The organism is Paenibacillus ferrarius (assembly GCF_002027705.1).
Classification (GTDB): domain Bacteria; phylum Bacillota; class Bacilli; order Paenibacillales; family NBRC-103111; genus Paenibacillus_E; species Paenibacillus_E ferrarius.
This window is the reverse complement of sequence record NZ_MBTG01000012.1, coordinates 253,460-280,161: the sequence shown is the minus strand read 5'-3', so window position 1 is coordinate 280,161 and position 26,702 is coordinate 253,460. Positions and strand designations below refer to the sequence as shown.

At 43.4% G+C, this 26,702-nt stretch carries 24 protein-coding genes and 1 riboswitch; of the genes, 4 read left to right on the top strand and 20 right to left on the bottom strand.

Annotated elements, in window-relative coordinates; genetic code table 11:
• The first annotated feature begins 67 nt into the window (after positions 1-67).
• From BC351_RS14595 to BC351_RS14585, 3 genes are read left to right on the top strand one after another with little or no spacing between them, the layout of a single operon-like run.
• A complete protein-coding gene (locus BC351_RS14595) occupies positions 68-901 on the top strand; it encodes an alkaline phosphatase family protein (RefSeq protein WP_079413197.1) in 834 nt (277 codons plus the stop codon).
• Positions 902-908: 7 nt separating this feature from the next.
• Positions 909-2,546 carry a DUF4091 domain-containing protein gene (locus tag BC351_RS14590; protein WP_079413195.1) on the top strand — a complete coding sequence of 546 codons (1,638 nt, stop codon included), beginning with the start codon at positions 909-911 and terminating at the stop codon, positions 2,544-2,546.
• Entirely contained in the window at positions 2,543-3,499 is a 957-nt protein-coding gene (locus BC351_RS14585) for a metallophosphoesterase family protein (protein WP_079413193.1), read from the top strand. The genes BC351_RS14590 and BC351_RS14585 overlap by 4 nt, the downstream gene beginning before the upstream one ends.
• 480 nt (positions 3,500-3,979) lie before the next feature.
• On the opposite strand, the gene trpA is transcribed toward BC351_RS14585, so the two are convergent.
• From trpA to BC351_RS14540, 8 genes are all read right to left on the bottom strand, one after another.
• Positions 3,980-4,798, bottom strand: a complete 819-nt coding sequence (gene trpA, locus BC351_RS14575; RefSeq protein WP_079413189.1) for a tryptophan synthase subunit alpha — start codon at positions 4,796-4,798, stop codon at positions 3,980-3,982.
• A complete protein-coding gene (gene trpB, locus BC351_RS14570; RefSeq protein WP_208629731.1) occupies positions 4,740-5,987 on the bottom strand; it encodes a tryptophan synthase subunit beta in 1,248 nt (415 codons plus the stop codon). Before trpB ends, trpA begins: the two co-directional genes overlap by 59 nt.
• Positions 5,988-6,050: 63 nt before the next feature.
• Positions 6,051-7,016, bottom strand: coding sequence for a sugar-binding transcriptional regulator (locus tag BC351_RS14565; protein WP_079413187.1), 966 nt, complete (start codon positions 7,014-7,016; stop codon positions 6,051-6,053).
• 404 nt (positions 7,017-7,420) lie between these two features.
• Positions 7,421-8,683: a Gfo/Idh/MocA family protein gene (locus BC351_RS14560; RefSeq protein WP_079413185.1), complete on the bottom strand. Its 1,263-nt coding sequence runs from the start codon at positions 8,681-8,683 to the stop codon at positions 7,421-7,423.
• A 48-nt stretch (positions 8,684-8,731) separates the two neighbouring features.
• Entirely contained in the window at positions 8,732-9,571 is an 840-nt protein-coding gene (locus tag BC351_RS14555) for a carbohydrate ABC transporter permease (RefSeq protein ID WP_079413183.1), read from the bottom strand.
• A gap of 13 nt (positions 9,572-9,584) precedes the next feature.
• Positions 9,585-10,469 carry a carbohydrate ABC transporter permease gene (locus tag BC351_RS14550; RefSeq protein WP_144028395.1) on the bottom strand — a complete coding sequence of 295 codons (885 nt, stop codon included), beginning with the start codon at positions 10,467-10,469 and terminating at the stop codon, positions 9,585-9,587.
• 77 nt (positions 10,470-10,546) lie between these two features.
• Positions 10,547-11,857, bottom strand: coding sequence for an ABC transporter substrate-binding protein (locus BC351_RS14545; RefSeq protein WP_079413181.1), 1,311 nt, complete (start codon positions 11,855-11,857; stop codon positions 10,547-10,549).
• Between the two features lie 160 nt (positions 11,858-12,017).
• Complete coding sequence (locus BC351_RS14540; RefSeq protein ID WP_079413179.1) at positions 12,018-13,064, bottom strand: LacI family DNA-binding transcriptional regulator; 1,047 nt, start codon at positions 13,062-13,064, stop codon at positions 12,018-12,020.
• 370 nt (positions 13,065-13,434) lie between these two features.
• On the opposite strand from BC351_RS14540, the gene BC351_RS14535 reads away from it, so the two are divergent.
• Positions 13,435-13,653, top strand: a complete 219-nt coding sequence (locus BC351_RS14535) for a hypothetical protein (RefSeq protein ID WP_079413177.1) — start codon at positions 13,435-13,437, stop codon at positions 13,651-13,653.
• Between the two features lie 49 nt (positions 13,654-13,702).
• On the opposite strand, the gene BC351_RS14530 is transcribed toward BC351_RS14535, so the two are convergent.
• The 12 genes from BC351_RS14530 to BC351_RS43405 form a co-directional block, all read right to left on the bottom strand.
• Positions 13,703-15,172, bottom strand: coding sequence for an MBOAT family O-acyltransferase (locus BC351_RS14530; protein WP_079413175.1), 1,470 nt, complete (start codon positions 15,170-15,172; stop codon positions 13,703-13,705).
• Positions 15,130-16,227 carry a hypothetical protein gene (locus BC351_RS14525; RefSeq protein ID WP_079413173.1) on the bottom strand — a complete coding sequence of 366 codons (1,098 nt, stop codon included), beginning with the start codon at positions 16,225-16,227 and terminating at the stop codon, positions 15,130-15,132. The genes BC351_RS14530 and BC351_RS14525 overlap by 43 nt, the downstream gene beginning before the upstream one ends.
• Before the next feature lie 89 nt (positions 16,228-16,316).
• Positions 16,317-17,792, bottom strand: a complete 1,476-nt coding sequence (locus BC351_RS14520; protein ID WP_079413171.1) for an amidase family protein — start codon at positions 17,790-17,792, stop codon at positions 16,317-16,319.
• A 35-nt stretch (positions 17,793-17,827) separates the two neighbouring features.
• Positions 17,828-18,688, bottom strand: coding sequence for a protein kinase family protein (locus BC351_RS14515; RefSeq protein WP_079413169.1), 861 nt, complete (start codon positions 18,686-18,688; stop codon positions 17,828-17,830).
• Between the two features lie 101 nt (positions 18,689-18,789).
• Positions 18,790-19,938 carry an N-acetylglucosamine-6-phosphate deacetylase gene (nagA, locus tag BC351_RS14510; RefSeq protein ID WP_079413167.1) on the bottom strand — a complete coding sequence of 383 codons (1,149 nt, stop codon included), beginning with the start codon at positions 19,936-19,938 and terminating at the stop codon, positions 18,790-18,792.
• The gene (locus tag BC351_RS14505; RefSeq protein ID WP_208629719.1) at positions 19,928-20,722 is read right to left on the bottom strand and encodes a DeoR/GlpR family DNA-binding transcription regulator; all 795 of its coding nucleotides are present in this window, start codon (positions 20,720-20,722) and stop codon (positions 19,928-19,930) included. Before BC351_RS14505 ends, nagA begins: the two co-directional genes overlap by 11 nt.
• A 159-nt stretch (positions 20,723-20,881) precedes the next feature.
• Positions 20,882-21,679, bottom strand: coding sequence for a hypothetical protein (locus tag BC351_RS14500; protein ID WP_144028394.1), 798 nt, complete (start codon positions 21,677-21,679; stop codon positions 20,882-20,884).
• Between the two features lie 177 nt (positions 21,680-21,856).
• A complete protein-coding gene (locus BC351_RS14495) occupies positions 21,857-22,825 on the bottom strand; it encodes a DMT family transporter (RefSeq protein WP_079413161.1) in 969 nt (322 codons plus the stop codon).
• A gap of 119 nt (positions 22,826-22,944) precedes the next feature.
• Positions 22,945-23,091: riboswitch (FMN riboswitch) on the bottom strand.
• 304 nt (positions 23,092-23,395) lie between these two features.
• The gene (locus tag BC351_RS14490) at positions 23,396-23,875 is read right to left on the bottom strand and encodes a DUF6985 domain-containing protein (RefSeq protein WP_079413159.1); all 480 of its coding nucleotides are present in this window, start codon (positions 23,873-23,875) and stop codon (positions 23,396-23,398) included.
• 611 nt (positions 23,876-24,486) lie between these two features.
• Positions 24,487-24,681, bottom strand: a complete 195-nt coding sequence (locus BC351_RS14480) for a transcription initiation factor TFIIIB (protein ID WP_079413157.1) — start codon at positions 24,679-24,681, stop codon at positions 24,487-24,489.
• Positions 24,682-25,358: 677 nt separating this feature from the next.
• Positions 25,359-25,925 carry an ATP-grasp domain-containing protein gene (locus tag BC351_RS14470; protein ID WP_244208997.1) on the bottom strand — a complete coding sequence of 189 codons (567 nt, stop codon included), beginning with the start codon at positions 25,923-25,925 and terminating at the stop codon, positions 25,359-25,361.
• Positions 25,855-26,088 (bottom strand): hypothetical protein, encoded by a 234-nt coding sequence (locus BC351_RS43405; RefSeq protein ID WP_244208996.1) that lies wholly within the window; start codon positions 26,086-26,088, stop codon positions 25,855-25,857. The genes BC351_RS14470 and BC351_RS43405 overlap by 71 nt, the downstream gene beginning before the upstream one ends.
• Positions 26,089-26,702 lie beyond the last annotated feature (614 nt).

The following is a 26,702-nucleotide window of genomic DNA, read 5'->3' as shown; positions in this document are numbered from 1 at the left end:
GCTTAGAGCGAAATGATTATTTTGGTAGAAAGTCCCTTATTCTTTTTACGATTTGAGGAGGTATTCTATGGCACATTCAATTTCCTTACAGCGTGTTTTTATTCTTGGCATGGATGGCGCTGGCTCGTTCTTAGAGCACACAGAAACACCTGTCATTGATTCATTTTTGCAAAAGGGAGCCGTCACTTATCGCGCACAGGCCGAATCACCGACAATTAGCGCGCAATGCTGGGGCTCCGTTCTGCATGGTGTTCGTCCAGAGAAGCATTTATTGACCAATGAGCTTGCAGCTAGCGAGAAGTTCCCGCTGGATTCTTCCTACCCTTCGATCTTTCGCTTGGCCAGAGAAGCTTGGGCCGATGCCAAATTAGCCTCATTTGTCGGATGGTCGCCAATTAATGACGGCATTATTGAAGACGAGCAGGAGATACACAAAGTCTCCCTTCCCGACGATCAGCTTGTAGCTGCGCTTGAAAACTATTTGGATAACAATCCAGACGTTAAATTATTGTTCATGCAATTAGACGAGCCGGATGGTTCAGGCCACAAGTACGGTTATGGGCCCAGCTCACCTGATTATTTAAAAGCGATCACTAGATGTGATCAGTTATTCGGGAAAGTGCTGGATGCCATTGAAAGATTGCAGCTGCTCGAGGATAGTTTGATCATTTTATTAACTGACCATGGCGGTGGCGGAGCTGATGCCTACAATCACGGCAGCGATCATCCGATGGACAAACAAGTATTCTGGGGATGCGTCGGACCTGGTATTGATGCCAATACGCAGCTGCCTCCATTATCAATCGTTGACACGGCTGCTGTTGCTGCTCATGCGTTAGGTTTGGAAATACCGGTTACATGGGACGCACAGCTGCCGAACTCTTTATTCAGGAAGGTGTGAATGCCTTATGCCATATCAAATCTTTCATACGAATGAATGGTTGTATCCAGATACCCTCATCAGTGAATCTGGGCCAGACAGCATCTCCCTTTCAACTGCGCGAGGATCTCGTGCGGGTTGTCAAATCCTGATTCAGTTGGAAGACGTGGGCGCTCCTCTATCCTGGACTTACACCCCTACTCCTTCTGCTGCCATGAACTGCGATAATATCCAGATGGAACTCTTTCGTTTGAGAGATGTGCTGGTAAATGAGAATACAGGACCTAAATACTCGACCATCCCCGTCGGGACTCCAGCTGACTATATCACTCGCCCTGCTCCTTTTCGTGTGTATGATGCCTTACAGCGAGTTGATCAAGCTTTCACCACCAGCAGTCCTAAAGAAGCGCTCTATGTTTCATGGCACATTCCCGCTTCCCTGCTCCCTTCCATTTATCACGGGGAGATTTGCCTAACAGCAGGTAACCAAGCAATTAACATTCCAGTCACTTTGGAAGTTTTCCAGGCAGTCGTCCCTGAGCAGGAGACTTTGGCGATAACGAATTGGCTTTCCAATCAAAATGCCGCAACTTACCATGGTTTAGAACTTTGGTCTGAGGATCACTGGCACATGCTGAGAAAGTACGGCGAAGCCATGCGCAGGACGCGCCAAACACACTTTTTAGTTGGACTAGAGCTTATTGACATCCAAGAGGATACTGGGCGCTATACGTTTGATTTTACGAAGGTGAAAAGATACATCGAACTCTTTCTATCGCTTGGTTTTACGGGGATTGAGGGTGGACATCTAGCTTCTCGAACCGGTTGGGACGATCCATTATTCGTGCTTAATTATCGAAATGACATCAAGGCGACATCACCGGAAGGATATACGTTTCTCGCCCAGTTCCTGCCTGCTTGGCAGCAATTTCTCCAGCAGCACGATTGGTTGGATCGCACGATTCAGCATGTGGCCGATGAACCGATTCAGCAATCAGCCAGCGATTTCCGCATACTCTCCAGCATCGTGCGGAAGTTCATGCCTGGTGTCAAGCTCATCGAAGCTATGATCTATCCTCATATCGAAGGCTCCCTAGATATCTGGGTGCCAACGAACGAAGGCTTTGATCAGCATCAAGCTCACTTTCAACACCTTCAGAATCTGGGAGAAACCGTCTGGTTCTATACGTGTTGGAATCCCGGCGGACATTACCTAAACCGCTTCTTGGATATTCCCCTATTGAAAACGCGGTATTTACATTGGGGGAATTACAAATATGGGTTAAAAGGCTATCTCCATTGGGGTTTCAATATGTACTTGGATAATCAAGATCCGTTTGAACTGACTTGTCCGTACCTCGCGCCTGGCGTACATGCCAAAAGAGTTCCTTCCGGAGATACCCATATTGTCTACCCAGACGCCGAGGGTCCGATGCTTAGCATGCGATTAGAAGCAATGCGCTTAGGTGTCGAAGATTATGAACTGCTTCAGCTGCTTGCTGGTGTCAATAAACCGTTGGCAGATGAGATTCTTCAATCCTGTTTCTTCAGCTTTACAGGAGTTGAAACCAATTCCGTCAATTTTGACCTCGCACATAGGCGGCTGTTAGAAGCGGTTTCTGCTTCTTGTTACAATTTCCCAGAGAATGAGAGGGTTCTGACATGAAGAGACAACTTCGATTTCGTGAAGATGGCACATTCAAAATCGTACAATTCGCTGATGCGGAGTTCAGCAACAGTCAAGCAGAAGATGAAATCAACATGAATGCGATGATGCGCCATATCCTCGAGTCCGAGAAACCTGATCTGGTTGTCTACACCGGGGATGTCATTGCAAGCGGCGGGAGCACGGATGTAGCTCAACTATTCCGCAATGCGGTGGCAATTCCTGAAGAGCTGGAAATTCCCTGGGCTGTCGTTTTCGGGAATCATGATTCCGAAGCTGCCAATATGACGCGCGAACAGCTGCATGCGCTGCAATTAGCTCATCGGTTTAGCTATGCGAAGCCCGATCCGCCTCACGTGGACGGCGTCGGCAACTATGTCTTAACCATTCATGATAAGCATAATGATCCGGCTGCTGCGCTCTATTTTCTGGATTCAGGCAGCTACTCGCCACTCGAATATTCGCGGCTTGGCTTCTACGATTGGATTCGAAGAAGCCAGATTCATTGGTATGTCGATCAATCCTACCAATTAACCGCACAGAACGGCGGGCAACCGCTGCCTTCCCTTGCTTTCTTCCATATTCCATTGCCTGAGTACAATGATATCTGGGACTTCAGCGTATGTTATGGGCAGAGACAGGATTATGGCTGTTCGGCTCCTTGGATTAACACAGGCTTCTTCGCAGCTATGGTAGAAATGGGGGATGTGATGGGAACCTTTGTCGGCCATGATCATGGCAATGATTTTTGGGGCACCCTGCGCGGGATTCGCCTTTGCTATGGGCGTACGACCCGGAACGCTTACTTAGATCGTCCTTTCATGACCGGTGCCAGAGTAATCCAGCTATCGGAGGGTGTTCGGGCATTTGATACGTGGCTTCATCTGGCTGATGGCTCAATTCTACGTGAACAACCTGCGCATATGCCGGAAGGGCGGAAGCTTTCTACTTAGAAATGGGGGCGTTGCACAAGCTTCATTTCTGCTGCTAACATTGAATGTCAGTCACTTTGATGATCCGCCTGCATTTGTTGAATTCGAGGATGAAAACACGAGGTTGAAGCGCAGAAGAAAGCAAACTCCTCTGCAAAGAGTAGGAATATGAGCAAATTGCTCTGATTGAATTCTCGTAAGTAACTATACTTTCTAAAAGCCTGCGATAATGCATCCTTTTTCCTTGATCGATCAGCTAATCAGTCAAATTCCTGCAATAATGCATGTATTCGAGTGATTTTCTCCATTCTGGAAGAATAGTGCGCGAAAATCCTGCACAATTGCAGGCTTTCTCTACTTTCCGTCTGATTTCGTTACAAAAGCCGGCACTTCTGCAGGCTTTCAGCTTAGCTCCCATCATAGAGCCCCGCTCCAGCTCTCTTTCCCCACTCATCTTTCCCCCTAATTGATCGTGGTTTACTGTGAGATGGAAGGTTTTTGTCATGAGGTCAAAGATTGCAAAAACCGATGCACACCGTCAAGGCCATCTTCTTCCAGAACATTAAGCAATTGTGTGCCAACAATAGCAATATCACATTTCCCTTTTAGATACTGCACGTCCGCTCTGCTCTGAATCCCGAACCCAACAGCGATAGGAGTCTTGGCAAAGCTTCGCACACGTTTTAAGAATACGTCCGTCTCGTCACCGAATGAGGTTTTGGAGCCTGTCACACCTTTGCGAGCGGCACAATAGATAAAACCTCCGGTTTCTTCAGCCAAATAAGCCAGACGATCATCTTTGGTGTAAGGGGTAGCAATGAGAATCGGTTCTACCTGATAGTCACGGCAAGTTGCCATAAACTCGCTGCTCTCATCAGGAAAGGCATCTGGCACAATCAAGCCATCGATGCCAATCATTGAACATTCCGCTATGAACTTTTCGATACCGTACTGGAAAATAACATTATAATAAGTCATAAACAAAAATGACAGATTCGGAAATTCAGCCGCAACACGCTTGGCGAAATCCAAACATTGCTGTGTCGTCGTCCCATTCGTCAGCGAGGCTTGATTCGCTCTTAGAAATACAGGCCCATCGGCAATGGGCTCCGAAAATGGGAGCTGAAGCTCTACCAAATCAACCTTATTCTCGTTGAACAAACGAATCATTTGATAATTCGTCTCGAAGCTTGGATAACCAAGAATCTGGTGCGTCATGATCTGAATGGGCTTTTCTCCGCTTTTACGATGAATGCGATCCTCAAGCCTGACGACTGAACTGGTTGCTTTTTCGGTGGATAAATGCTTTCCATTCTTCATCCTGCAATCCCTCCGCTATATTAAAGATGTCTTTGTCCCCACGACCGGACATATTAATGATGAAGATATCCGACTTCGAAGAATGAACAATGTCCCTGAACGCCCCTGCGAAAGCATGCGTAGATTCCAGGGCAGGAATGAGGCCTTCCGTTTGCATAACGGTTTGCAGCGCATTTATCACTTCGTCATCCGTAGCAGCACTGAACTGTACCCTTCCTCGTTTGGATAAATCCGCCAAGATGGGCGATACGCCCACGTAATCTAAACCAGCAGCAAGGCTATACGTATCGTTCATTTGACCATCCTTATTTTGCAGAAACAGCGTCTTATAGCCTTGAGCTACGCCTAAAGTGCCCTCGCCATAGGCAATTCTCGCAGCATGCTGACCAGATTCCTTCCCTTTTCCGCCGGCTTCAACACCGATCAATTTCACATCGTCATGCGGGTAAAAGGCTTGGAAGATGCCAAGTGCATTGGAACCGCCGCCTACACAGGCATAAACATGACTTGGCAGCCTGCCTGCTGCGCGCAAGATTTGGTCTTTCGCCTCAATCCCGATGACCGATTGAAAGAAAGCAACCATCGCCGGAAATGGATGGGCGCCTGAAGCTGTTCCAAGCACATAATGCGTCGTCTCAAAGCTGGATACCCAATCTCTCAGCGTTTCATTAATCGCATCCTTTAACGTCTGCGACCCGTAGTCGACCGCAATGACCTCGGCACCGAGCCTTTTCATCCAGAAGACATTGGCGTATTGCCGCTCCATATCCTCTCGTCCCATATAGATGGTTGCGGATAGACCTAACTTCGCCGCTGCCGTTGCTGTTGCCACCCCATGCTGTCCTGCTCCTGTTTCGGCAATAATTCGCGTTTTGCCCATTTTCTTGGCAAGCATGGCTTGACCAAGCGCATTATTTAATTTGTGAGCACCAGTATGATTGAGATCCTCGCGTTTAATATAAATGTGGGCTCGACCATAGTGCTCAGTTAGCCGATCTGCATAAGTAAGCGGCGTAGGTCGCCCGGAATAGTTCGTAAGCAAAGCGCGATATTGCTGCCAGAAATCTTCGTCATATCGAATCGCTTCAAAATGTGCCTTAATCTCTTCAAATGCGGGAACTAGAATTTCAGGTATAAAAGAACCGCCATAGTCCCCGTAGTAACCATTTTCTGAGATAAACTCATCCACCGTTACAGAGGCAGTTGTCGCTGACTTTTCCTTGTCTGGCATGGCCATCATCTTCCCTTCTATTCACTTCAAATTGTGATAGGACGACAGAATTTCACGCGCTGCCAATGTGTCTGTCACCAAAATATCAATCCATTTGCCCCGCAAAGCTGCTGTGATGGCTTCGATTTTCTGCTCGCCGCCTGCGACACCAATGACAGTTGGAATAGCGCGCAGGTCCCATGCTGACAAGCCGATCATCTTATTTTGTTGAGAAAATTCGATTTCCTGACCGTTTGCATCCAAGAAGGATGCACATAGGTTTGCCACAGCGCCTCTCTCTTTCAGTTCTCTCATCATCTCAGGGCTGAATCCGCCTGACTTCACCATAGTCGCCTGCTCGCTCACATCTCCGATACTGACAATCGCAACTCGGCTATTTTGTGCCTGATGAAGGACCTTGGCAATCTCTGGTTCTTCACGCAAAAGTGTGCCTGTTCCTTCATTGGCGACAACCGCAGGCGCATGAATGATCGAATATTTCGCTTTCAGCTTATTAGCAAATGCCATTGCATTCGTGTTTGCATGCCAAGAAGCTCCATCTGATCCCCAGCCCCCCACCAAGGGCACAAACTGCAAGCCTTCACTTGCAAAATAATCCAATTCCTCGGCAACACTCGCTATCGTTTGCCCTGCCATGATCCCCACATGATCCCCGTCTCTCAGCACAGATTCGATTAAGGGTGAGCAGGTTCGTCCGAGCAAGGAGTACAGCTGGTCTGGATTCATGTCTGTCGAGTCGACAATAAGCACATCCTGAATCCCGAAGAGGCTTAACAGCGATTTCTCAAGTTCTTGCTCGACAGAAAATGGATTATGAATAGAAATCTTCACAATGCCTTCGGACTTAGCTGTTGCCAGCATACGGCTAACATGCGGCCGCGATATCCCCAAACGTTTGGCGATATCCAATTGATTCAATCCATCTTCGTAATAAAGCTGACAAATCTTAACTAACAAACGGAATCGATCTTGATTGCGTTCTGCCATATTATCGCACCCCAATCCAACATGTACATATGATCAACACGTGTACATATGTGTATATCCACGATTATATCTCAACCTCTCATCATTTTCAAACAAAATTCCTATCTACTCGACTAAGGTGCATTATAGGTATAGGTATTCCCTCGCAAAAAGGAACTATGATCCGCTAAATGGGGAGAATCAGGGCAAAAGTAGCATGTAACGGAACTGAGGTACGCTATTGAAGCGAAAAACGCTGATTCCGAGCACAAATGGTGAAATAGCGGACCTTAGTTCCCTTTGAAGCAAGATTTGGCATTTTTCAGCATAATAGCGGATCATAGTTCCTTTTCGCGAGATTCAAATGCCAAAAAACGCAAGCCGCCAATCACTTCGGCTGCTTGCGTTCTATATGTATATTTCCGTTATACCGTTGCCAAACGTTTATGGAGCTCTTCAATGACGACTGGCTTGCCGCCGTTCACACGGGATTCTTCTGCAGCAAACGCCATGAGATGGCTGCGCACAGAAACCGAAGCGGAAGACTCGCTTTCGCCACCAGCATACGTTCTGACCTCGCGCAGGAAGCTGCGGATGATCCCGGCATCTCCCCCGTTATGTCCTTCTTCGGAAGCTTGCACATGAATCGTCGTTTGCTCATTCGTCACAAAGTCGTGGATCGTAAATTCGTGCTCTTCCATATTGCCACGAATATCGCCTTTCGTCCCCATGATTTGCAGAATACGCGTGTTGTCTCTCGTAAATCCACACATGCTGAACATCGCCGTTGCCCCGCTCGCAAACTCCATATTCACGACTTGATGATCAACCACATTGTTATCGCTGTGGTAGACACACTTGCCGTAAGGGGTCGTGTGCAGCGCTTCAATAATCCCTTCAAGACTCGTATCCGTTGTGAATTTACCAGCCCAGCTGCGGCCAGTCCCCAGATAATACTTCGGCGCATAGTATTGGCAAGTCGCTTCCGCTGGGCATCCATCCAAGCAGCGAGCCGGTGCTCCCACCGGGGCATTCTCCGATTTGAAATGCATCAACGATCCAAAAGAACTAATACGCTCGCATGGCTCGCCCATAATATAAGAGAGAATGTCCATATCGTGACACGATTTGGCCAATATCATCGGACTGGACGTGTCTGAATTATTCCAATTCCCCCGTACGAAGCTGTGTGCCATATGCATATTGCCGACATTTTCATTCAGCTGAATATTGACGATTTGGCCGATTCGTCCTTCTTCGATGACACGTTTCATCGCTGTCCAGAAGGCTGTATACCGAAGAACATGGCATATCGTCAGTAGACGATTGTGCTTTTTCGCCATAAGCTCCATTTCCACGCACTCTTCAGGGCTTGGAGACATCGGCTTCTCTAATAAAACGTGATAGCCAAGCTCAAGAGCCTTCAAGGTTGGGTAATAATGCATCTGATCCTGCGTGCATATGATCGCGATATCCGCGATTTTGGGCTGCGCCAGCAGCTGTTCCCAATTCGAAAATGAATAATCCTGTGAGATTTGATGGGCGAACACGAAAGCAGCGCGACGCTCATCATCCGGTTCTGCGACGGCTATTATATCAAGCTCGTGCGGGTAATTAAGCGCATATGGCGCATACGCTTGCGCTCCGCGATTTCCGGCTCCGAGTAGGATAGCGGTAACTTTTTGCATAATAAATTCCTCCAAATGACTTCGTATGTCAATGAATCCTTACGGTGATTACGACTTGCTTCCGGTAAAAGCAATCCCTTGAATAAAGGAGCGCTGAAAGACAAAGAAGATAACAATCATCGGCAAAATGGCCATTAGAGAGCCTGCCATAATGATCGTATAATTTGTTTTGTGCTCTCCCTCCAAGAAGGCTATTCCCGCAGAAAGTACCATTTTGTCCGGTGAACTGTTCACAATTAAGGGCCACATGAGGTCATTCCAAGACCATAACATGGTGAAAATAGCGAGAGCAACCATGCCCGATTTGGCCAACGGCAGCATGATTTGCCAATAAATTCGAAATTGATTGCAGCCATCCAGCTTCGCAGCTTCTTCCAACTCATGCGGGAGCGTCATGAAAAATTGACGCAATAAAAAGGTGCCAAATGCACTGAACAAGCCAGGCACGATTAAGGCTGTAAGCGAATTAAGCCAGCCGAAATCTTTCATAATCATGTACTGCGGAATGAGAAATACTTGACCTGGCACCATGAGTACGGAAAGCATCAGAATAAAAAAGAAGTGACGACCTGGAAAAGCAATTCGTGCAAACGCATAAGCGGCTAGTGAACAGATAATCAACTGTCCGACGACTTTAACCAACGTCGTAATAAATGTATTCCAATAAAAAGTGAAAAATGGCAAGTTCAGAAAAACTTTCGAGTAATTGCTCCACTGAAAGCTTTTTGGAAATAGCACTGGCGGTATCGCTGTGGACTCTCCCAATGTTTTCACCGAGGTTAGAAACATCCATATAAAAGGAGTCACCATAATGACAGCTCCCAGAATAAGAATAAGATGGATTACTCCGATCTGAAGCGACTTTTGTTGGTGAGATTTGGTTGTCATAGGCTCGCCCCCTTCATTCGTAATGAACCCATTTCTTCTGGATTTTCATTTGAATATACGTAATGATCATAATGATAACAAAGAGCAGCACGGCAATGGATGAGGCGTAGCCTTTGCTGTTTTTGAGAAACCCATACTTGTAATACAAGAAAACGACCGATTGCGTTGATTCCATAACAATATCGCCAACCATCATATAGATAAAGTCAAAAACTTGAAACGCGCCAATCAAAGACGTTACCATGACGAAAAAGATAGTTGGAGTCAGTAATGGCAGTGTTATCTTTATGAATTTGGTGTATGCCCCTGCCCCATCAATGTCTGCTGCTTCATAGTAGGAAACAGAGATGCCTTGAAGTCCCGACAGGAAGATAATCATATGGCTGCCGATCGCGCTCCAGATAGCAACAATAATAATGGATAAAAGCGCTGTACGATTATCGGTCAACCAGTGAGGTCCTGTAATTGACAACCGTCCCAATACGTAGTTGATGAGACCAAAATCGGAGTTGTACAGCCATTTCCATACCATCGCGACCGCAGCGGGCATCGTTACAACAGGTAGAAAATAGAGCGTGCGATAAATGGACAACCCTTTTACTTTTTGATTCAAAAGCACCGCTAATACAATAGATAAAATAATGCCAATTGGAACTGCAGTAATAATGTAAATACTTGTGTTGCGGAAGGCATAAAGCAGATCTTTATCGGTAAAAAGCTGCTTGTAATTGGATAACCCGGACCATGTGTACTTTCCAAAAGCACCCCAATCGGTGAAGGAGAAATAAAAAGTCTGAAACACGGGCCAAATATAGAAGATGAGCAAACCAAGCATTAATGGTGTAATCATGATGTACGCCCACATCCAGTCGGACCGGCGTTTCGAGCTGATTCGCATGAGTACTCACGCTCCCATGAGTGATTTAGTGGCGGGAGATTCGCTTGCTTGCTACCGCGAATCTCCCTGCCAAAGACTTATTTCTCTGCTGCTAACGCTTGGTTCATTTTGGCTCCGAGCTCTTTGGCTGCATCTGCCACTGATTTATCGCCAGTCCAGGCATTTTTCAAAATTTCCGTTTCATACGTTGTCCACACAGAAGTATTCTTGGACACCGGATACGGTGTTGCATACTCCGTCATGTCGATGAATGCTTTGGCATGGTATTGCGGGAAAGCGGCTAACCAAGCTGTTTCACTGCCTTTAAAAGCTGGGATTGCTCCCCCTTGCTTGGCGGCAACTTCAGCTGCTTGCTTGGAACCAAGGAATTTCACGAATTCCCATGCTTCTTTGGGATGTTTGGAATTCGCAGAAATCACATGACCTAGTCCGTGAATGACAACGCCTTGTTTCTTCCCTTTTGGCAGAGGAGCAACATCTGCATTGTTTTTCATATCAGCACTTTGGTTAATCGAGAAGGCAGCCCAGGAACCATCGAAATACATGGCTAGTTTACCGGACGTAAACAAATCCGATGGAGCTGTTTCCGTCATTTGGGCAAGGGTTGGAGATACTTTATGTACCTGGATGAGATCCGTTAGAAATTTCAAGCCTTCGATCGCTTCTGGCTGGTCGAAGCCCGACTTTTTGTGATCGTCCGAAATGATGCTGCCGCCGGCTTGAAGAATCGTATTATAGTAGTCTTCTTGATTCATCATCGGGGCAGCGAAGCCATAAATGCCTTTGGATGTATCTGTTAATTTCTTGGCAGCTTCCGTCAGCTTATTCCAATCCCAAGTGGCATCCGGGTAAGAAACGCCTTTTTCATCAAAAAGCTTCTTATTGTACCAGAGCCCAATCGTGTCATAATCCTTCGGAATCCCATAATTTTTACCGCCGAGACTATACAGGGAAATGAGCGATGTCGGATAATTTTTCAAATCCACTTGATCTTTCTTGATATTGTCAGACAGATCTCTTAACATCCCATTCTCAGCATACTTAATAAAATTCGGACCGTTCATCCAGAGCACATCAGGCATTGTCCCGCCTTGCGCAGATGTTTCTAATTTGGTGAAGTATTGCTTGTACGGTGTGTTCTCTAATTTGACTTCAATATTGGGATGGCTAGTTTGAAACTCTTTGATAACATCTGTCATCGTATCCAGTTTCCAACCAGCATAGGTGATGGTCACTTTCTCTCCGGCAGCAGCAGTTGCTTTCGAATCGCTTGTAGGAGCTCCAGATGAGGTTGGTTCGGTAGAACTCGAATTGCCACACGCACTTACTGCTACCATTGAAGACATAATCATTGCCGCGAAAGCTGCTTTTTTTGTAATTTTAACCATCTCAAGATCACCCTTTTTCATATTTTGTGAAAGAACCTGTCCCTACTTCACATCAATATCAAATCATTACGGCCGCTAAAGCAAATTTCACCTCCTTCAATTCGTCAAAAATTAATTGGCACCAAACTCTGGACAACGTTATCCAGCATCCTAAAAAAATTTAATTTCTTTGGTATGTAGACGATTGTCTGACAATTAATTTATGTGGAAGCAGCACTTTAGACAGTTGTGGTTGTTCACCTTTCAACATATCTAAGAGTGTCGCAGCGGCTGTCATGCCAATCTCTACTTTGGGTACATGCACCGATGAAAGCGGCGGTGTCGTGTACTGAGCGAAATCAATGTTATCCATAGAAATAAATGCTACATCCTCAGGAATACTCAAATTGCTCTCTATAATTGCACGCATGGCCGGTATCGCCAATTGATCACTTGCGGAGAATATAGCCGTTGGACGTTCTATGTCTGTCCTTTTCAGCTGCTCCATCACGCGTTCATAACTGCGGTCAATTTCCCAGCGTGTATCAATAATCCAGTCTTTGTTCAAGGGAATTCCTGCATCATACATAGCGAATTTAAAACCTTGAAATCTCTCTTCGCTGCCCAGTTCTCCGGTGTGTCCAGGTCCGCCAACAAAGCCAATGGATTGATGTCCTTGAGCAATAAGGTGGTCTACAGCTGATTTGGCAGCATGAATGCGATCATAATCAACCATTGTAATTTCTGTGCCATTCGTACAGATGCCAATTAGCGCCAACTCTTCTGCTTTTTGCAAATATTCTACAATGGCTGGTCCCACTTCTCCCACGAGAATAACACCGTCTACTTGTATTTCATGAATGCAGCGATGCAGCAAGGCATCGTCGGCAAGCTCATCTGATGTATGTATGAAAGCCAGGGAATAACCGGATTCCAATATCTTTTTCGTAAAAGAAGTAATGATTGGCGAATAATAAGGATGATCGTCATTCAATCGAGCTGTTTGTATAATGCAGCCAATTTGTTTGGTTGGCTTTCTTTCCGCCTTCTGTTTATTCACTAAATGGCGTGCCGACTCGTTCGGTGTGTAATCCAGCTGTCGAACAGCTTCCCATACTTTGGCTTTGGTTTCTGGGTTAATATGCCTACTGGTATCGTTTCGTACCACACGAGAGGCTGTTGAAATTGAAACGCCAACTAATTCTGCAATATCTTTGAGAGTAGGCAATTCACACAGCTCCTTTTTGCTTTGACAAGTTTTCCACGCTATTGCCCAAACGTTATCCTGAAATTAAAAGCGCTTACTTAGATATTATTCCATCCCTTTACTTTATGTCAATAAAATATTAACAAAAACCAAATATATCGCCAGTTGCTGCATAAATCGCTATTTTCGGGTACCAGCTCATCGAAACGTTCGTCCTCTTCCCTATTGTAAACGCTTCAATGATGTCAAATTTGTCTTATTTTCGGGGGAATTGGTCATTTATTCATGGCAAGCAGATAAAAAAGTCGTTGGACGATAAACGATGACATATACTTTCTATTAAGCGTAAAAGATAGATCGCAATTAAGCTAACCAAAGGAGACTATCACAAATGCCTAAGTCATTGGAATCTGACGCTGATCTATTTATCGCGGCGCTCTCACAAACCCCAGTCTCCGTCTGGCAGCCAGATGCCAATGGCCTCTATTGCGAAGTAGATCGAGGCATCATCGATAAATTCACCGAAAAATCAGTACGACTGAACACAAAAGCGGATGAAATTGCGTATTATTTCCGAGACGATGGGACCCTTTTCCGCGCTGAGACCTAAAGCCAAAGACGAAAGAAAAAACCTACCGCCTTTATCCTAAGGCGATAGGTTAGAATTGAAAATAAATAAAAGAGCTCTGCCCTTGTTTTAGCATATATAAGAATACTAACACAAGGAAACTATATACGGCCGCCCTTATCGGCGATGGAATCCAGCTGTGCCATAAGGAAGAAACTCGATCAAGTCGATTCAGCAAGTACCACTCCAGCACATGCAGAGCATAAAGTCCCCCAGCAATCCACCAGAAATGCCATAGCCATTGGGGCATGATGAGAGCCTTTGGATTGAGCATACGGATAATCAGTCCCGCTGCGACATGGATCCCCTCCGTGCGGAAGATGACCCAGCCTAGACAAGTTAACAGAAAGAAGACGAAAAGCGATAACATGCGATACCACATATACGTTTGAATCTGAATAATCCGCAGCTTCTGAAGCAGGTTCACATACAGCTTGTGACCAATTAACAATCCCCCTTGATACATTCCCCAAGCGATGAAAGTCCATTGACTGCCATGCCAGAAGCCCGAAATCGTCATTGCCGCAAAAAGGTTGGCATATTGTCGTACTTCACCGCGACGCGATCCCCCTAATGAGATGTAGATATAGTCTCGAATCCATGATGACAGCGTAATATGCCACCGCCGCCAAAACTCCGTAGCATTCGTACTTAAATACGGTGTGTTGAAATTCCTGGCCAATTCCAATCCGAACAGGTAACCGATACCGACAGCCATATCGCTGTAACCAGAGAAATCACAGTAAATCTGGAACGCATAGAGCACAGATGCCGTCCAGCCTTCAGCCCCGCTCAGAGTACTGGCTTGTGAGAAAAAGCTATCGCAATAGGACGCTAGCTGATCCGCTATTCCCATTTTCTTGGCTAAACCCAGCACAATGAAGAAAGCACCCAAGCGAAGCTGGGCGGGATTAAACCGAATCGTATCCAACTGCCGAATTTGTGGCAGAAATTCCTTGCCTCTCATGATCGGTCCGGCAATCATATGAGCAAAGAACATAATGAACATCCAAAATCGCAGCAACGATCGTTCGGCTGGAATTCGGCCTTTGTACACATCGACCAAATATGAAATCAATTCAAACGTATAAAAGGATATGCCCAGAGGCAGCGCATAATGCAGCCATTCCGACTGATGGGCGACAAGATGAATAGAAAGTACCTTCTCTATACTTCTTAGAGCAAAATCCGTATATTTGAAAAATATAAGGTTGCTTGACGTCAGTAAAATACCTAAGGTCAACAGGATTCGCTGCCACCTGCTTGTGTATTCAATACCTAGACCGCATAGGTAGACAACTAACGAAATAACGCCGAATAAGAGTAAGTAACCAGGCCCCACTACGCCGTAAAACACAAGATTAGCCGCTGTCAACAGCCAAAGACGATGTCTTGGAATCAAGTAATAAATACACATAGTAATGACTAATAACAAAGCAAATTCCGGCGTATTGAACATCATAACGGCTTGGCTGCCCCTCTCTGTCCGTAAGCGTCCCATATCAATTGGGCCATCAGCCTGTAACCTTCCGGCATGAGATGGGTGAAATCTGTAAACAACTGATCCGAAATTTGTCCTTCTAAATTCAGGTAATGAACGGGCTGCTGGGATAGAAAATCATCCAGCCTTTTCATGTTTTCTACATATCCCGGTTGGTTCACAAATTCCTTCATGTAGGTATGGTTCGTTCCGGCCAATACGACCCAAGTTTCTTTTCCTTTTTGATGCTCAATGATTTGCTTCGTGAAGTAGATATCAGGATTTGACTCGGTTAGATTCAATGGAACATTCGTAAAAGCAGCTTTAAGCTGTGCTTGCTGAAGCATGTCGCTCAAAGCTTCTGAATCTTTGGTGTACCAAGGTTCCGGCAGGGCCAACGAGTCGTCGGGCATCGCCCGGTTGCGCCACTTATCCCATTGCAAATCCACATACTTTTGATAATAATCTCGATAGGCCATTAACGTGATATGCGGATAAACGTACTTTTTGAGCATACCCTGCAGCCAATCATAGGGCTTCTCATATTTCGAATACGCGGCTGTCTCTTCCTCTTGCGCTTTAACAATCAAGTACGCCTCAGGATCCTCCTTGCGCAAACGGTCAGCCCACCAGGACATAATCGGTTGATACGGGACGCGGGGAACAAAGCTGGCATAACGTACATTCAGGATTACATGATCAGTTGATATTCCGTTCTTATCCAGCATAAGCAGTAGGGTGTATAAATCGCCTAGCTGTGAACCTGGGAATGATAAATTAAATACCAAGGGATGTTCCGGCATCTGCTCCAAATATGCGCTAATGCTTTGATCCGAATTGCCCGGACTTCCATAGAAGACAGAATCGCCTAACAGGATGAAATAATTAACCGCTTTTTCACGGTCTACCTTTTGCTTCATATATTTGATGACAGGATCAATATTTCTAGGATTGTTGATGATGATTGGATACGAAAGCCGCTTGTGGTAAAAAGCATCTGCTGAGATCGTGTAAGGGAGCAAGAAATTTATCAGCAACAAATAAACAACCAAATAAGGTACCGTTTTGTTCTTCATCCATAATCACCCAGATATTAGACGCAGAATGGATTTAAAAGTTTCGGACGAACCTCAATTCGGACCAATCGTTCCGCGCAGCCGCGTATTTACGATTTGTGCAGTTGAGGCATTCTCCTATGATGTGTTGCTTGTTCAAACGCAAAAGCAATTCGGATAAGCATCGCTTCACTAAACGCTGTTCCAGCGAAAGTAATGCCAAATGCCCTGCCATCGGCCTGAAATCCCGCAGGTACGGCGATTGAAGGATAACCAGCTCTTGCACTAAGATCCGCACCTACATAGGCGGGAAAGAGGATTGCATCTAATCCATCATTTTGTAATGCGAAATCAATTCCCTCATTCTGCGAATAATATAGATCTGTCAGGGACTCCAATATGTAATCCTTATTTTGCAAAGGGTTCTCTATCTGCAGCCTATATTTCAAAGAATTTTGTCCGTATTTCAAAGCTTTGTCAGCATTTTGCTCGTTCCAAGCAATCAGTTCTTGCAAGCTGTGGATAGGTAAATGAGCCGGCAGACTTTGCAAATAATTTTCAATCGCATGCTTACATTCAAAATTAATTTTGTTATACTCCCAATTTCTATTGAATGAAGGAATTTCGATGTCATCAATGACTTCTGCACCACAGTCCTTCAACGTAGCTACAACAGCGTTAAATAATTTTTCGTCATATTCGCCAATGTCACGATACTTTGTAGATGGCACGTTCCTGAAGACCCCTATCGTCGTACCCTGCAAGCCATTTTTATCTAGAAATGCGGTATAATCTCTGTCATTTGCCTCATTTCGCCATGTTGAAGGATCTTTTACGTCTTTCCCTGTTAGAACATTTAGCAAAATCGCGGCATCCGTCACATTTCTTGCCATAGGGCCAGCCGTGTCTTGCGAATAAGTGAACGGGATTATCCCTGTGCGGCTTATTAAACCTACAGTTGGCTTAATGCCCACGATAGCGTTCTGTATAGAGGGACTCAAAATAGAGGCCGATGTCTCTGTCCCCACTGCAACAGAGGTGAAATTTGCCGCTACAGCAGCAGCTGAACCCGTACTGGACCCACCCGTAAAATAATCACCGTATGGGTTCTTCGTTTGTCCTCCTCTTGAACTATATCCGGCCCACATGGAGGATGACATCGCATTTGCCCATTCAGTCATATTCGATTTCCCCAAAATAACTGCGCCAGCTTCTCGCAGCTTTTGTACAAGAAAAGCATCTGCTGAACTTATGTGGTTCTGCAAAGCCAGCGCTCCCGCACTCGTACGCATTTTATCCATCGTTTCAATATTATCTTTCAACACAACAGGAATGCCATGCAGAATACTTCTTGCCCCAGTTAGCTGCCGTTCTTGATCAAGTGCCTCAGCAATATAAATCGCATCTGGATTGATTTCCATCATAGAGTTGATCAAAGGTCCGCTTTGGTCATAAGCCGCTATGCGGTACATGTAATACATAACAAGCTCTCTGGAGGTTAGCTCCCCCTTCTCTATCGCTTGTTGCAAGTCTATAATCGTAGCCTCTTCAACATTCAAACTTTGGATATTGAATATATCTTCCATTAACTAGCGCCCCCTCATTAACCGATGCATAGTTATCAAACAAGCTTTTTCCAGTAGTTCCAAGCTTTAAGGTACTCGGATAAATCATGCGGATGATGTCTCAAGCAAATCCCGATGCGGCAGTAGAGCTGTATAAGCACATCTTCCATAAGTCTTTGCCTATCCCAAGCGTGATGAGTTAGCTGAGCGTAGCTTCGAAACAACGTTTCTAGGTTCAAATCGTCCGGGGATGAGCAGAAGGCATAGATATAATCATACCGAACAGGTCCGACAATCGGAGAAGGATCAATGACAGCTTGTAAGGAATTCCGCTCAAATACAAAATTATGCACACCACAATCACCATGCAATAAATACCTTTCCTCAGCTGCTCCTTCCGTCTTTGTGACAAGTGATTTGACTTTATCATAGTCCACGCTTGGCAAAAGATTGCCAACATTCATTCGCGCATATTCCACGCCCTTATCCAGAAATTCAGACCACGTTTGACAAGGCTCTTCCTTCCAAAAGCCCCACATTTCCGTTGCCTGATAAACGGTATAATGATTCAAAAGTTCCTTAACTAAACGTGTTAGCCAATCCGCTTTCGAGCCGCGATTGTAATGCGTTGTACCAGAAATATACTTATACAACATATAGGTTTTGTTAAGGTCCGTATAAAGCAGCCGAGGCAGTAATGTGCTTTCGTTATAAGTGCGATGTAGCAGCTCAACCTGCTCTAAATTCTGCGGGGTATCCAATTTAAGTACATAGCTGGGTTCATTATCGACCATAAGAGCATACACAAGTCCATCCGTTGTACCCGACATTGACTTCATCCCCGTAGCATTTAATTCAATGACCCCTGTTCCACAAAGGTATTTGATGATCTCATTCACATCTGGTTTTGGTGCCATTGCAAGGCCTCCTGACAAATTTCCATGTATGCCCAATATAATCTCTTGATTGTTACAATGCCAGCTAATCTTTCGTTATATCTAAGTTTATTTTTACTTAATTATGTAGCCAGATCACCCCTTATCATTGTCCATTGGACTTGAAATTGTTCATCTAACAAAACAAGATCAGCATCGCAACCCGCGCTAACCCTCCCCTTTGTTCTTAAATCAAGTATTCTTGCAGGCGTAGTTGACGCCATCTGAACAGCATCCGTTAATGGAATTCCGGTTTCTATCGTTAAACGTAATGCCTCATTCATCGTTACCGTACTGGAGGCTAATGTCCCATCCTCAAGTCGGGCTATACCGCCCGCAACTGTCACATGATGTCCGCCAAACATATACTTCCCATCACCAAGCCCCATAGCTTGCAAAGCATCCGTGATGAGCACGATCCCCTCCGGCCCTTTCAAGCGATGCATCAAGCGAATGATCGCAGGATGCAGATGAATGCCATCTACAATTGCTTGGAGGCTCACATGTTCTTCTTCAAAAGCCGCTGCAACCAGTCCGGGATCCCGATGATGAATCGGTCTCATGCCATTAAAGCAGTGTGTAACATGACTTGCGCCGGCTTTGAAAGCTAGCTTGGCCTCCTCGTATGTCGCATCAGAATGAGCAACAGCGATGATGACTCCCTTATCCTTCAAATAAGAAATAAGCTCCAAGCCGCCAGGCAGTTCGGGAGCGATTGTAACCATTTTAATCAGCCCTTCTGCTTCACGGAAAATATCATCTATTTCTTGCAGATTCGGATGCCGCAGAAAACGCTCATTTTGCATACCTTTACGCTTCGGATTCAGATAGGGACCCTCCAGATGGAGCCCGGCAATTTGAGCCCCGATTTCATGCCCAATGACACGTTTCACACTGCGAATCATGGCCAGTAAATCCTCCATTGTAGAGCTGACCGATGTTGCCAGAAACGAGGTGCAGCCTGTTGCAGCGCAAGCCCGCGAAACCTCCTGTATGCTCCTTTCAGTGCCATCCATCATATCGAACCCGTTAGCACCGTGAATATGCACATCAATCATACCGGGTATTAATAGGTGTCCTTGACCATCTATACGTTCATAATTGCCTTCAGGAAGAGAAGTTTCACCGCTTTCCAACTTTTCAATGACTCCATTTCTGATCCAAAGAGTGGCCGGCTGAAATTGGTCGTTTGGTTGAACCACTTTTACGTTGTGCACAATTTTAAGACTCATGTCTGTTTTCCTCCTCGTTTTTCGCTGTCTCTTCACATTGAATAATCGTTATATTTTTATTATCGAGTACGTCTCTTATTTCGGCAGGCACCTCTTGATCAGTAATTAAAATATCAACCAAATCAAAGTCCAAACGATACACCGATTTGCTTAGGAATTTGGAAAAATCAACCACGGCGATAACCTGATCCGATCTGCGGGCCATCTCTTTTTTCACTGAAACATCATCTTCGTAAGGGAAATAAAGCCCATCAGTTCTTATGGATGCTGCCCCGATGAAGGCTTTGTCGGCTCTTAATTCTCCTAGTTTCTCAATGACCGAGGGTCCATAAAACAGGCGATTTTTGGCATGCAAGTAGCCGCCCAGCACATAGACTTGAAGGTCCTCTCTACCGGAGAGAATACTAACAATATCGAGAGAATGCGTGATTACGGTAATCGCTTTGGCAGCAATTTGTTCAGCTACCGCTTGCACAGTCGTTGATACATCCATTATGACGGTCTCCCGATCCTTAATCAGACGGGCTGCTAACTTGCCAATTTGTCGTTTGGCGTCTGTTTCATCAATTAATCGCTCCTGATAAGTAGCTATTTCCCTTTGTAATTGAGGTAATGCTACACCTCCATGTGTTCGAATTACGATCCCTTCTTGTACTAGTTTTACGATGTCTCTTCGAGCCGTATCTCTGGACACTTCTAGAAGTGAGCAGATCTCCATAACACTCATTGCATGATTTTCGTTTAGGTAATTAAGTATTTTCAATAAACGTTCTTCTTGATACATCACTTTCACCTCTTGTAAGTAATATTATCATTATATTTAAGTAATTAAAACAAATATTTAAGTATATTTAAGTCAAAATCGAGAAAAGCTGCCCTCAAGGTCTTGTGACCTTTAGGACAGCCCCTTATTCTCGATTCGTTCCTTGTAAAATTGTCTCTTTCATTTGATCTGAATTATGTTTGTTTCTGGTTGCGTTTCAAGGCTATCCTTGAAACGATCAATTGTCACCGAAAGTCGTGTACTATCTTCACTCCAGAGAAGATCTCCGATAAGTCTTGGTCCTTCGAAAACGACAGAACTACTTCCCGTCTTCAGATCAAAAACAGAGATTTGATACGTACTCCCTACTTTCCTCAGCATCCCAAAGGCTAATTTGGAATCATCCGGTGACCAGACCATCTGTCCGATAGCCGCTCCTATTGCAAGGGCGGCTCCCTGTTGTTTTCCATTCGAATCAATGAGTATAAGCTCTTGCTTCGATTCATCTAAGTGGCTTTGAGTCGTTACGACAGAGATCATAGGCCCAGCTTTCATCGGCTGGAACAAAGAAACCTCTCCCCTAACTTGATGAGCCGCTGGGGCATCCATCTGGGAGAGCTCGATATATTTTAAATCGTGAACATGATTTGGATAGTTCGATTCTAGATAATAAAGTCGATCATTGCCGATCGTTGCTCGCTCTGTTTGTTTCAATTCTGTTGGTGCCATAATCTGACCCAAAGCAGGCATTGAAGTCAGATGACCTTGCAAATCAATTCGCGTAACTCCCTCCTCACCAATCCCACCTATGTATAGCACATGTTCATTATCCAACCAGATTGCATATCCTGAAACCAAATCTAAGGAGATTGGTACAGATTGTCCCGAATTGCTATTCCGAATTGTATGCTTAGCGAATAGATTCTCACCTTCCATATGAAGATTAACTACATAAATATGCTTGCCATCCGGTGACACAACTTGTGTATCCTCAGAGTAAGGCTGTCTCTTGGTTTTTCTTCCATTTTTGCGAATTAGACGTAATTCGGGTTTAAAAGTTGCAATAAAGTCTTTTTCAGATTTTCCCGATTCTGCTTCAAAACGAAAATCCCGATGAGCGCTGCTCATCAGGATTTTTATTAATCATATTAAATTTTATGCAGCTGCATTTCCTTTAACGCGGCTCATTAACCACAGGGTAAGCCAGATCAGTATGAAACCTAAGAGTTGCCCTAGGGTTAGCTTTTGACCAAATACGAGCCAGTTCATGCATATACCTATAGCTGGGAAAGCAAGCTCCGCTAGCGTCGCGAAGAACGCCTTTGTCGTTGACAAGCCCTTGTAATAGAAAAGCATGCTGATTAATCCAGGGAAAAAAGCCTGAAACAATAGGTTCACCGCAATCATTGTCAATTCTTTACCCGTTCCGTTCAAATGCCAAACATCACCACTCATCAAAAGAACAACCGAGAGCAAAGGAATTGCCAATAAAAATCGAAGCGAAGTCACAACAGGAAAATCTATATTTTTTTGAAGAAGGAATTTCCCCATAACGGTGGACCCTCCCCATAAACATGCTGCCAAAATTGAAAATAAGCAGCTTATCGTACCTAAATCTTTCAATCCCATCTCAGGTGTATGAATACCAAACGTCAACAAATAAGTTCCTAGAAGTGCCGCTAAGATATAAACAAAAAATTTTGAAGGCAATGTTTCTTTGAGCAAAACACGAGCTAGAATGATGGCGAATAAGGGCTGCAATTTCTGCAGCAGCAAGATCGCGTTGGCATTGCCGTGAGCGAAAGCCGCGGTGAAAAGCACGGTGGCAATAGCCGATCCTCCCCAAGAGATAAAGAGCAGTGCACCAATGACTGCCAACGTGAGTTTGCCAGCTAAAGTCTTTCGGTGCTTCAGCAGCACAGGAAGTGCATAACAAGCCAATAACAAGTGCTCCAAAAACACAATCTGCGCAGAAGTAAAACTTTTCAACAATAAAATCCGAAAAAGCGGGTCCATCCCCCAAAGTGCGGCCCCGACTGCCACAAACCAAATCCCATTGATGCCTCGGGTCCATGATGAATACCAATTCGATCGCTTGTTTTCCAGCTTAAATGCTTGTTCCAATTCAAAAACCTCCTAAGAAATGTTTTGAATTGAACCTTCTGAAAAAATAATGCCCCTGTCATGAATCAACAGGGGCATCAACAAACAAACCTGCAAAAAGTAAATTTTAACAAGTTGTTCTTCACCTTCTCCCATCCGGACTATACCGTCGGCCTTGGAATTACACCAAGTCAGTCCCAACCAATACAGCTGGGAGTCGCGGGCTTGAGATACACGAATGCATCCTCACCGCCGGTAGGGAATTTCACCCTGCCCCGAAGAAAAGATCAAATAATCTTTAGTTATCTATTGTGTCTTGATACGATCAAAACACTATGATAATAGGCTTTTTATTTCATTAGAGTTCAATTACAGTGACCTTGTGCATCCTCATATTAACTCAAGTTTTCATCATTTCCTACCCTAAAGCTACCGTCATAGTAAGTTAGGGTGAAATGCCTCGAATTGATATTAATAATAAGTTACATATAATAATATAGCGACTGAAAATAAAAAGCAAGGCTTTTTCAGCCCTGCTAAACATGTATCAGTTGTTATTTTGTATGAAAATGTCTAAGAAACGAAGAAAATCTAATTGTCCGGGAAATTTATCCGCGGCCAACCCACTTCAACTACTTGCCCTCTTAATAATTTTACACCAAGACCATTTTCATCGTCCCAACTGCAAGAAAATGTCAACCCAACATCTATATATTCAGATAAAACAGCAGATTTGATAATAATTCCATCTAAATTTATATGCTTAAGAAGTTGTTCTGCTGTATCAATCAAAGGATAATCTTCATTATGTCCAACATCATAACCAAGTTCATGTCGTCTTTGAATATAATAATCAAGAATAGACTGTACTATGTTATATTGTAACGTTTCCCAATTTTCCATAAATGCAAGATATGCATCGTACTGCTCTTGATCAAATTTGCCATCTTCTTCGCCGTCAATTATCAATTCTATGTCAGAAAGTTTACTGCAAAAATCAATCGATGTAGCTTTAGACCAACTTAAAAATAAACTAAGTTCACCAAAAACAGCATCATTCACTTTGTACATTCTAAATATTCTCCTTTTAATATAAAATCATTCTTTCATCGTAAATTATATATTACACCTGCCATTGAAGCTTCGATTTCATTTCCAGAGAGACAACTTCTTTAAAGTACAACTGGTGTCTTCTCGATATTCATTTTATTGTAAAGTTTATACAAACCCAAATCGCTATATGTGGTTCCATGACTTATTAGATAATATCGAAGTTATTGTACTTTTCCCAACGCCATATTTTTTTGCCAACGACCTATGTGTCCACGATTTGTCTGTTGCATACAATCTTCTAATTTCAATTACATCTAACTCATTCAATATTGCTCTATTAGCTTTCTCGCCGCGTCGATCAACATTAAGCTTCTTCCCCGTTTTCACCTCACTGAGTTTTAAACGATGTTGTTCTGACAGTTTTTTCCCCTTATGCTTATCACTTATCTTTTTCTTTACTTCATCACTTCTTGCTTTACCTTTGAAAAACTTACTGATCTTGGCTTTTGCTTCATCTGTGTGTTTCCAGTAAACGCCTATTTAAATCAACTCCGATACATTAAAGGTTAAAATCCGAGATACTTAATAAAAGATTTGTTTTACTACATTAATAAATGTTGATATTCATTTTATTTATCCTCAAATTTATGAGGCTCTTTAACAAAACTTTTTAAAATAAATCCACACGTTATACATATTACATGGGTAACATCAGATCCTAATGTTAGCATCTTTTTCATAGGATATACCCTAGCTTCGCCGTGCGACTTGCCCTCTCCAAATTTAGTTCCTCCACATTCAGGACAACATTCTTCGTTTCTCATCTTGAACCTCCTTTAATGAAATTATCTTTTCATTACTTCTATATAGTCCATAAATGAAACTTTCCATTATCAACTGTTAAGCCCATTTTTTTGTAAACGACTATTAGATCTGAAAATATATCACCAGTAATCAACGGATCTCTACTATTTCTATAGACGTCAGGTACTCCTGCAAGTTCATCCACTTTCTTCTTCAAAATAGAAAATTAACTTATAGCAGCCTGCTAAGCGGCAATAAGGCATGATGCAGATATCCTGCCATATGGTATTTGTATTTACGAACTTCTAACGAAGATACTTCAGTCGTAAAAGAGACACTCGTTATTTCCCAGAATTCTTGCCCATATATTTGATAACCAATATAACACGTATCTCCAAATTTTATCTTAGTTACATTTTCTGACGGAATTACTACGTAAGAATTGTCTTTTGTTTCATTCGAAAACCAACCCATTATATGCACACTCCTTGCTTAATTAATTTTTATGCCTTCTGATGATGAAAGAAATGTATTCAAATCAGTTTATTGGTTTCACCTTATGTTTTGGTTGGAAAAAACTTCAAATACCTATCGAACATCTGAAATACATCTGAAGTATAAGTTCATTCGAAGCAGCACCCTTAAAATTGGATAAAAAATAAAATCCGTGTTTTAGCCATCCTAAGCCACAGCTATATTAAAAATCACACTCATCTATCGTTGATGTCAGCTCAGACCATCTTGCCGAAAGCAACTTCGCATAATCTAAGGAAAATAGCCCATAGTGTCCCAAAGAATAGCCATCGTTAACTTCTATTAACAATGTTTCACCCTTATCAGTTAATCCAAAATCTACAGCATAGCCATTTGGTGCAGATTTGTATTGGAGCACAACATTTTCTACCACTTTATAATCAAAGTGTAATCTCCAATTTCCTCTATATCTTCGGATATCTAATATTTTCCCATATCTAACAAAGCATCTCCACTCAGCGACAAAATTTACAACCTCAGAGCATAGTATCTCCGGATCTTCGCCATACGTACCACATCCAACCAAGTCCTTAGTCCCTCTAACAACTACTCCAGTAAACTTTTTATCCTCAACTGGCTTAATAAATACATTCCAGTTATCGGGATTATTTGCTATTACACTTAATTTAGACTTCCATATCTTTCTTCCTAAGTAACTTTCAAGTTTCCTCTGGATAATCAATTTCAGGTGGGACAATAGAATATTTAGAAAGTGTTGTCCTAACATCATCAACGTAGCCTACTATGATATCTTCTTTATTATTTTCCGTTAGCTCCTCAATATTTTCAAAATAGAGAATTTCGAAGCCCATTTGTTTAAATCCATCGTAAGCTGCATAAAAATTATGATTTGCAATTTGATTATCAAAACCATTTTTAATAAATACCTTCATAGTTCATCTGCTTTCCCCAATATCATTCTTAGTTAGACTGCAAAACTATCAATCTCATTGTTCATATCATATAACCATTTTACCCAATATTATATCATGAATGGAGATCATTTCCTCTTTGTTTTAAGAAGAAAAAACACATGACTTTTGGAATTCTCCACAATAATTGCGAAGGATACTTTACCCAAGGTGTTACTTCAAAATCATAGGTGATTTCCAATGAAAACGCTACAAGCACCGAAATATTAACTTACATTATTTGAAAAAAATGGGTCACTCCCTTTATTGAAGCTTAAGTGAAACTCTCCAAGGAACAGTTTCTTATAATGAACAAGAAAATGTTGCAAATATTAATGTTCGTGGAGGCAAAGACAACTATAAGTCAGAGACTAGTTCAGCAAATTCAGACGACTTCTTTAAACTCAGCATTCACTCAGAGAAAGAAGTATATCAATTTGGACAAGATATAAACATTTGGAGCGCTCTTACTTACACCGGAAAGGAAGAAAAAAGAATTGCTCATTCACATGATTTATTTGTATATACCTTGATGGATGAGCATGGCAACACGTATGACCCAGGAGAGACTTTGGCTCTGTTAAAGTCTACTTTTA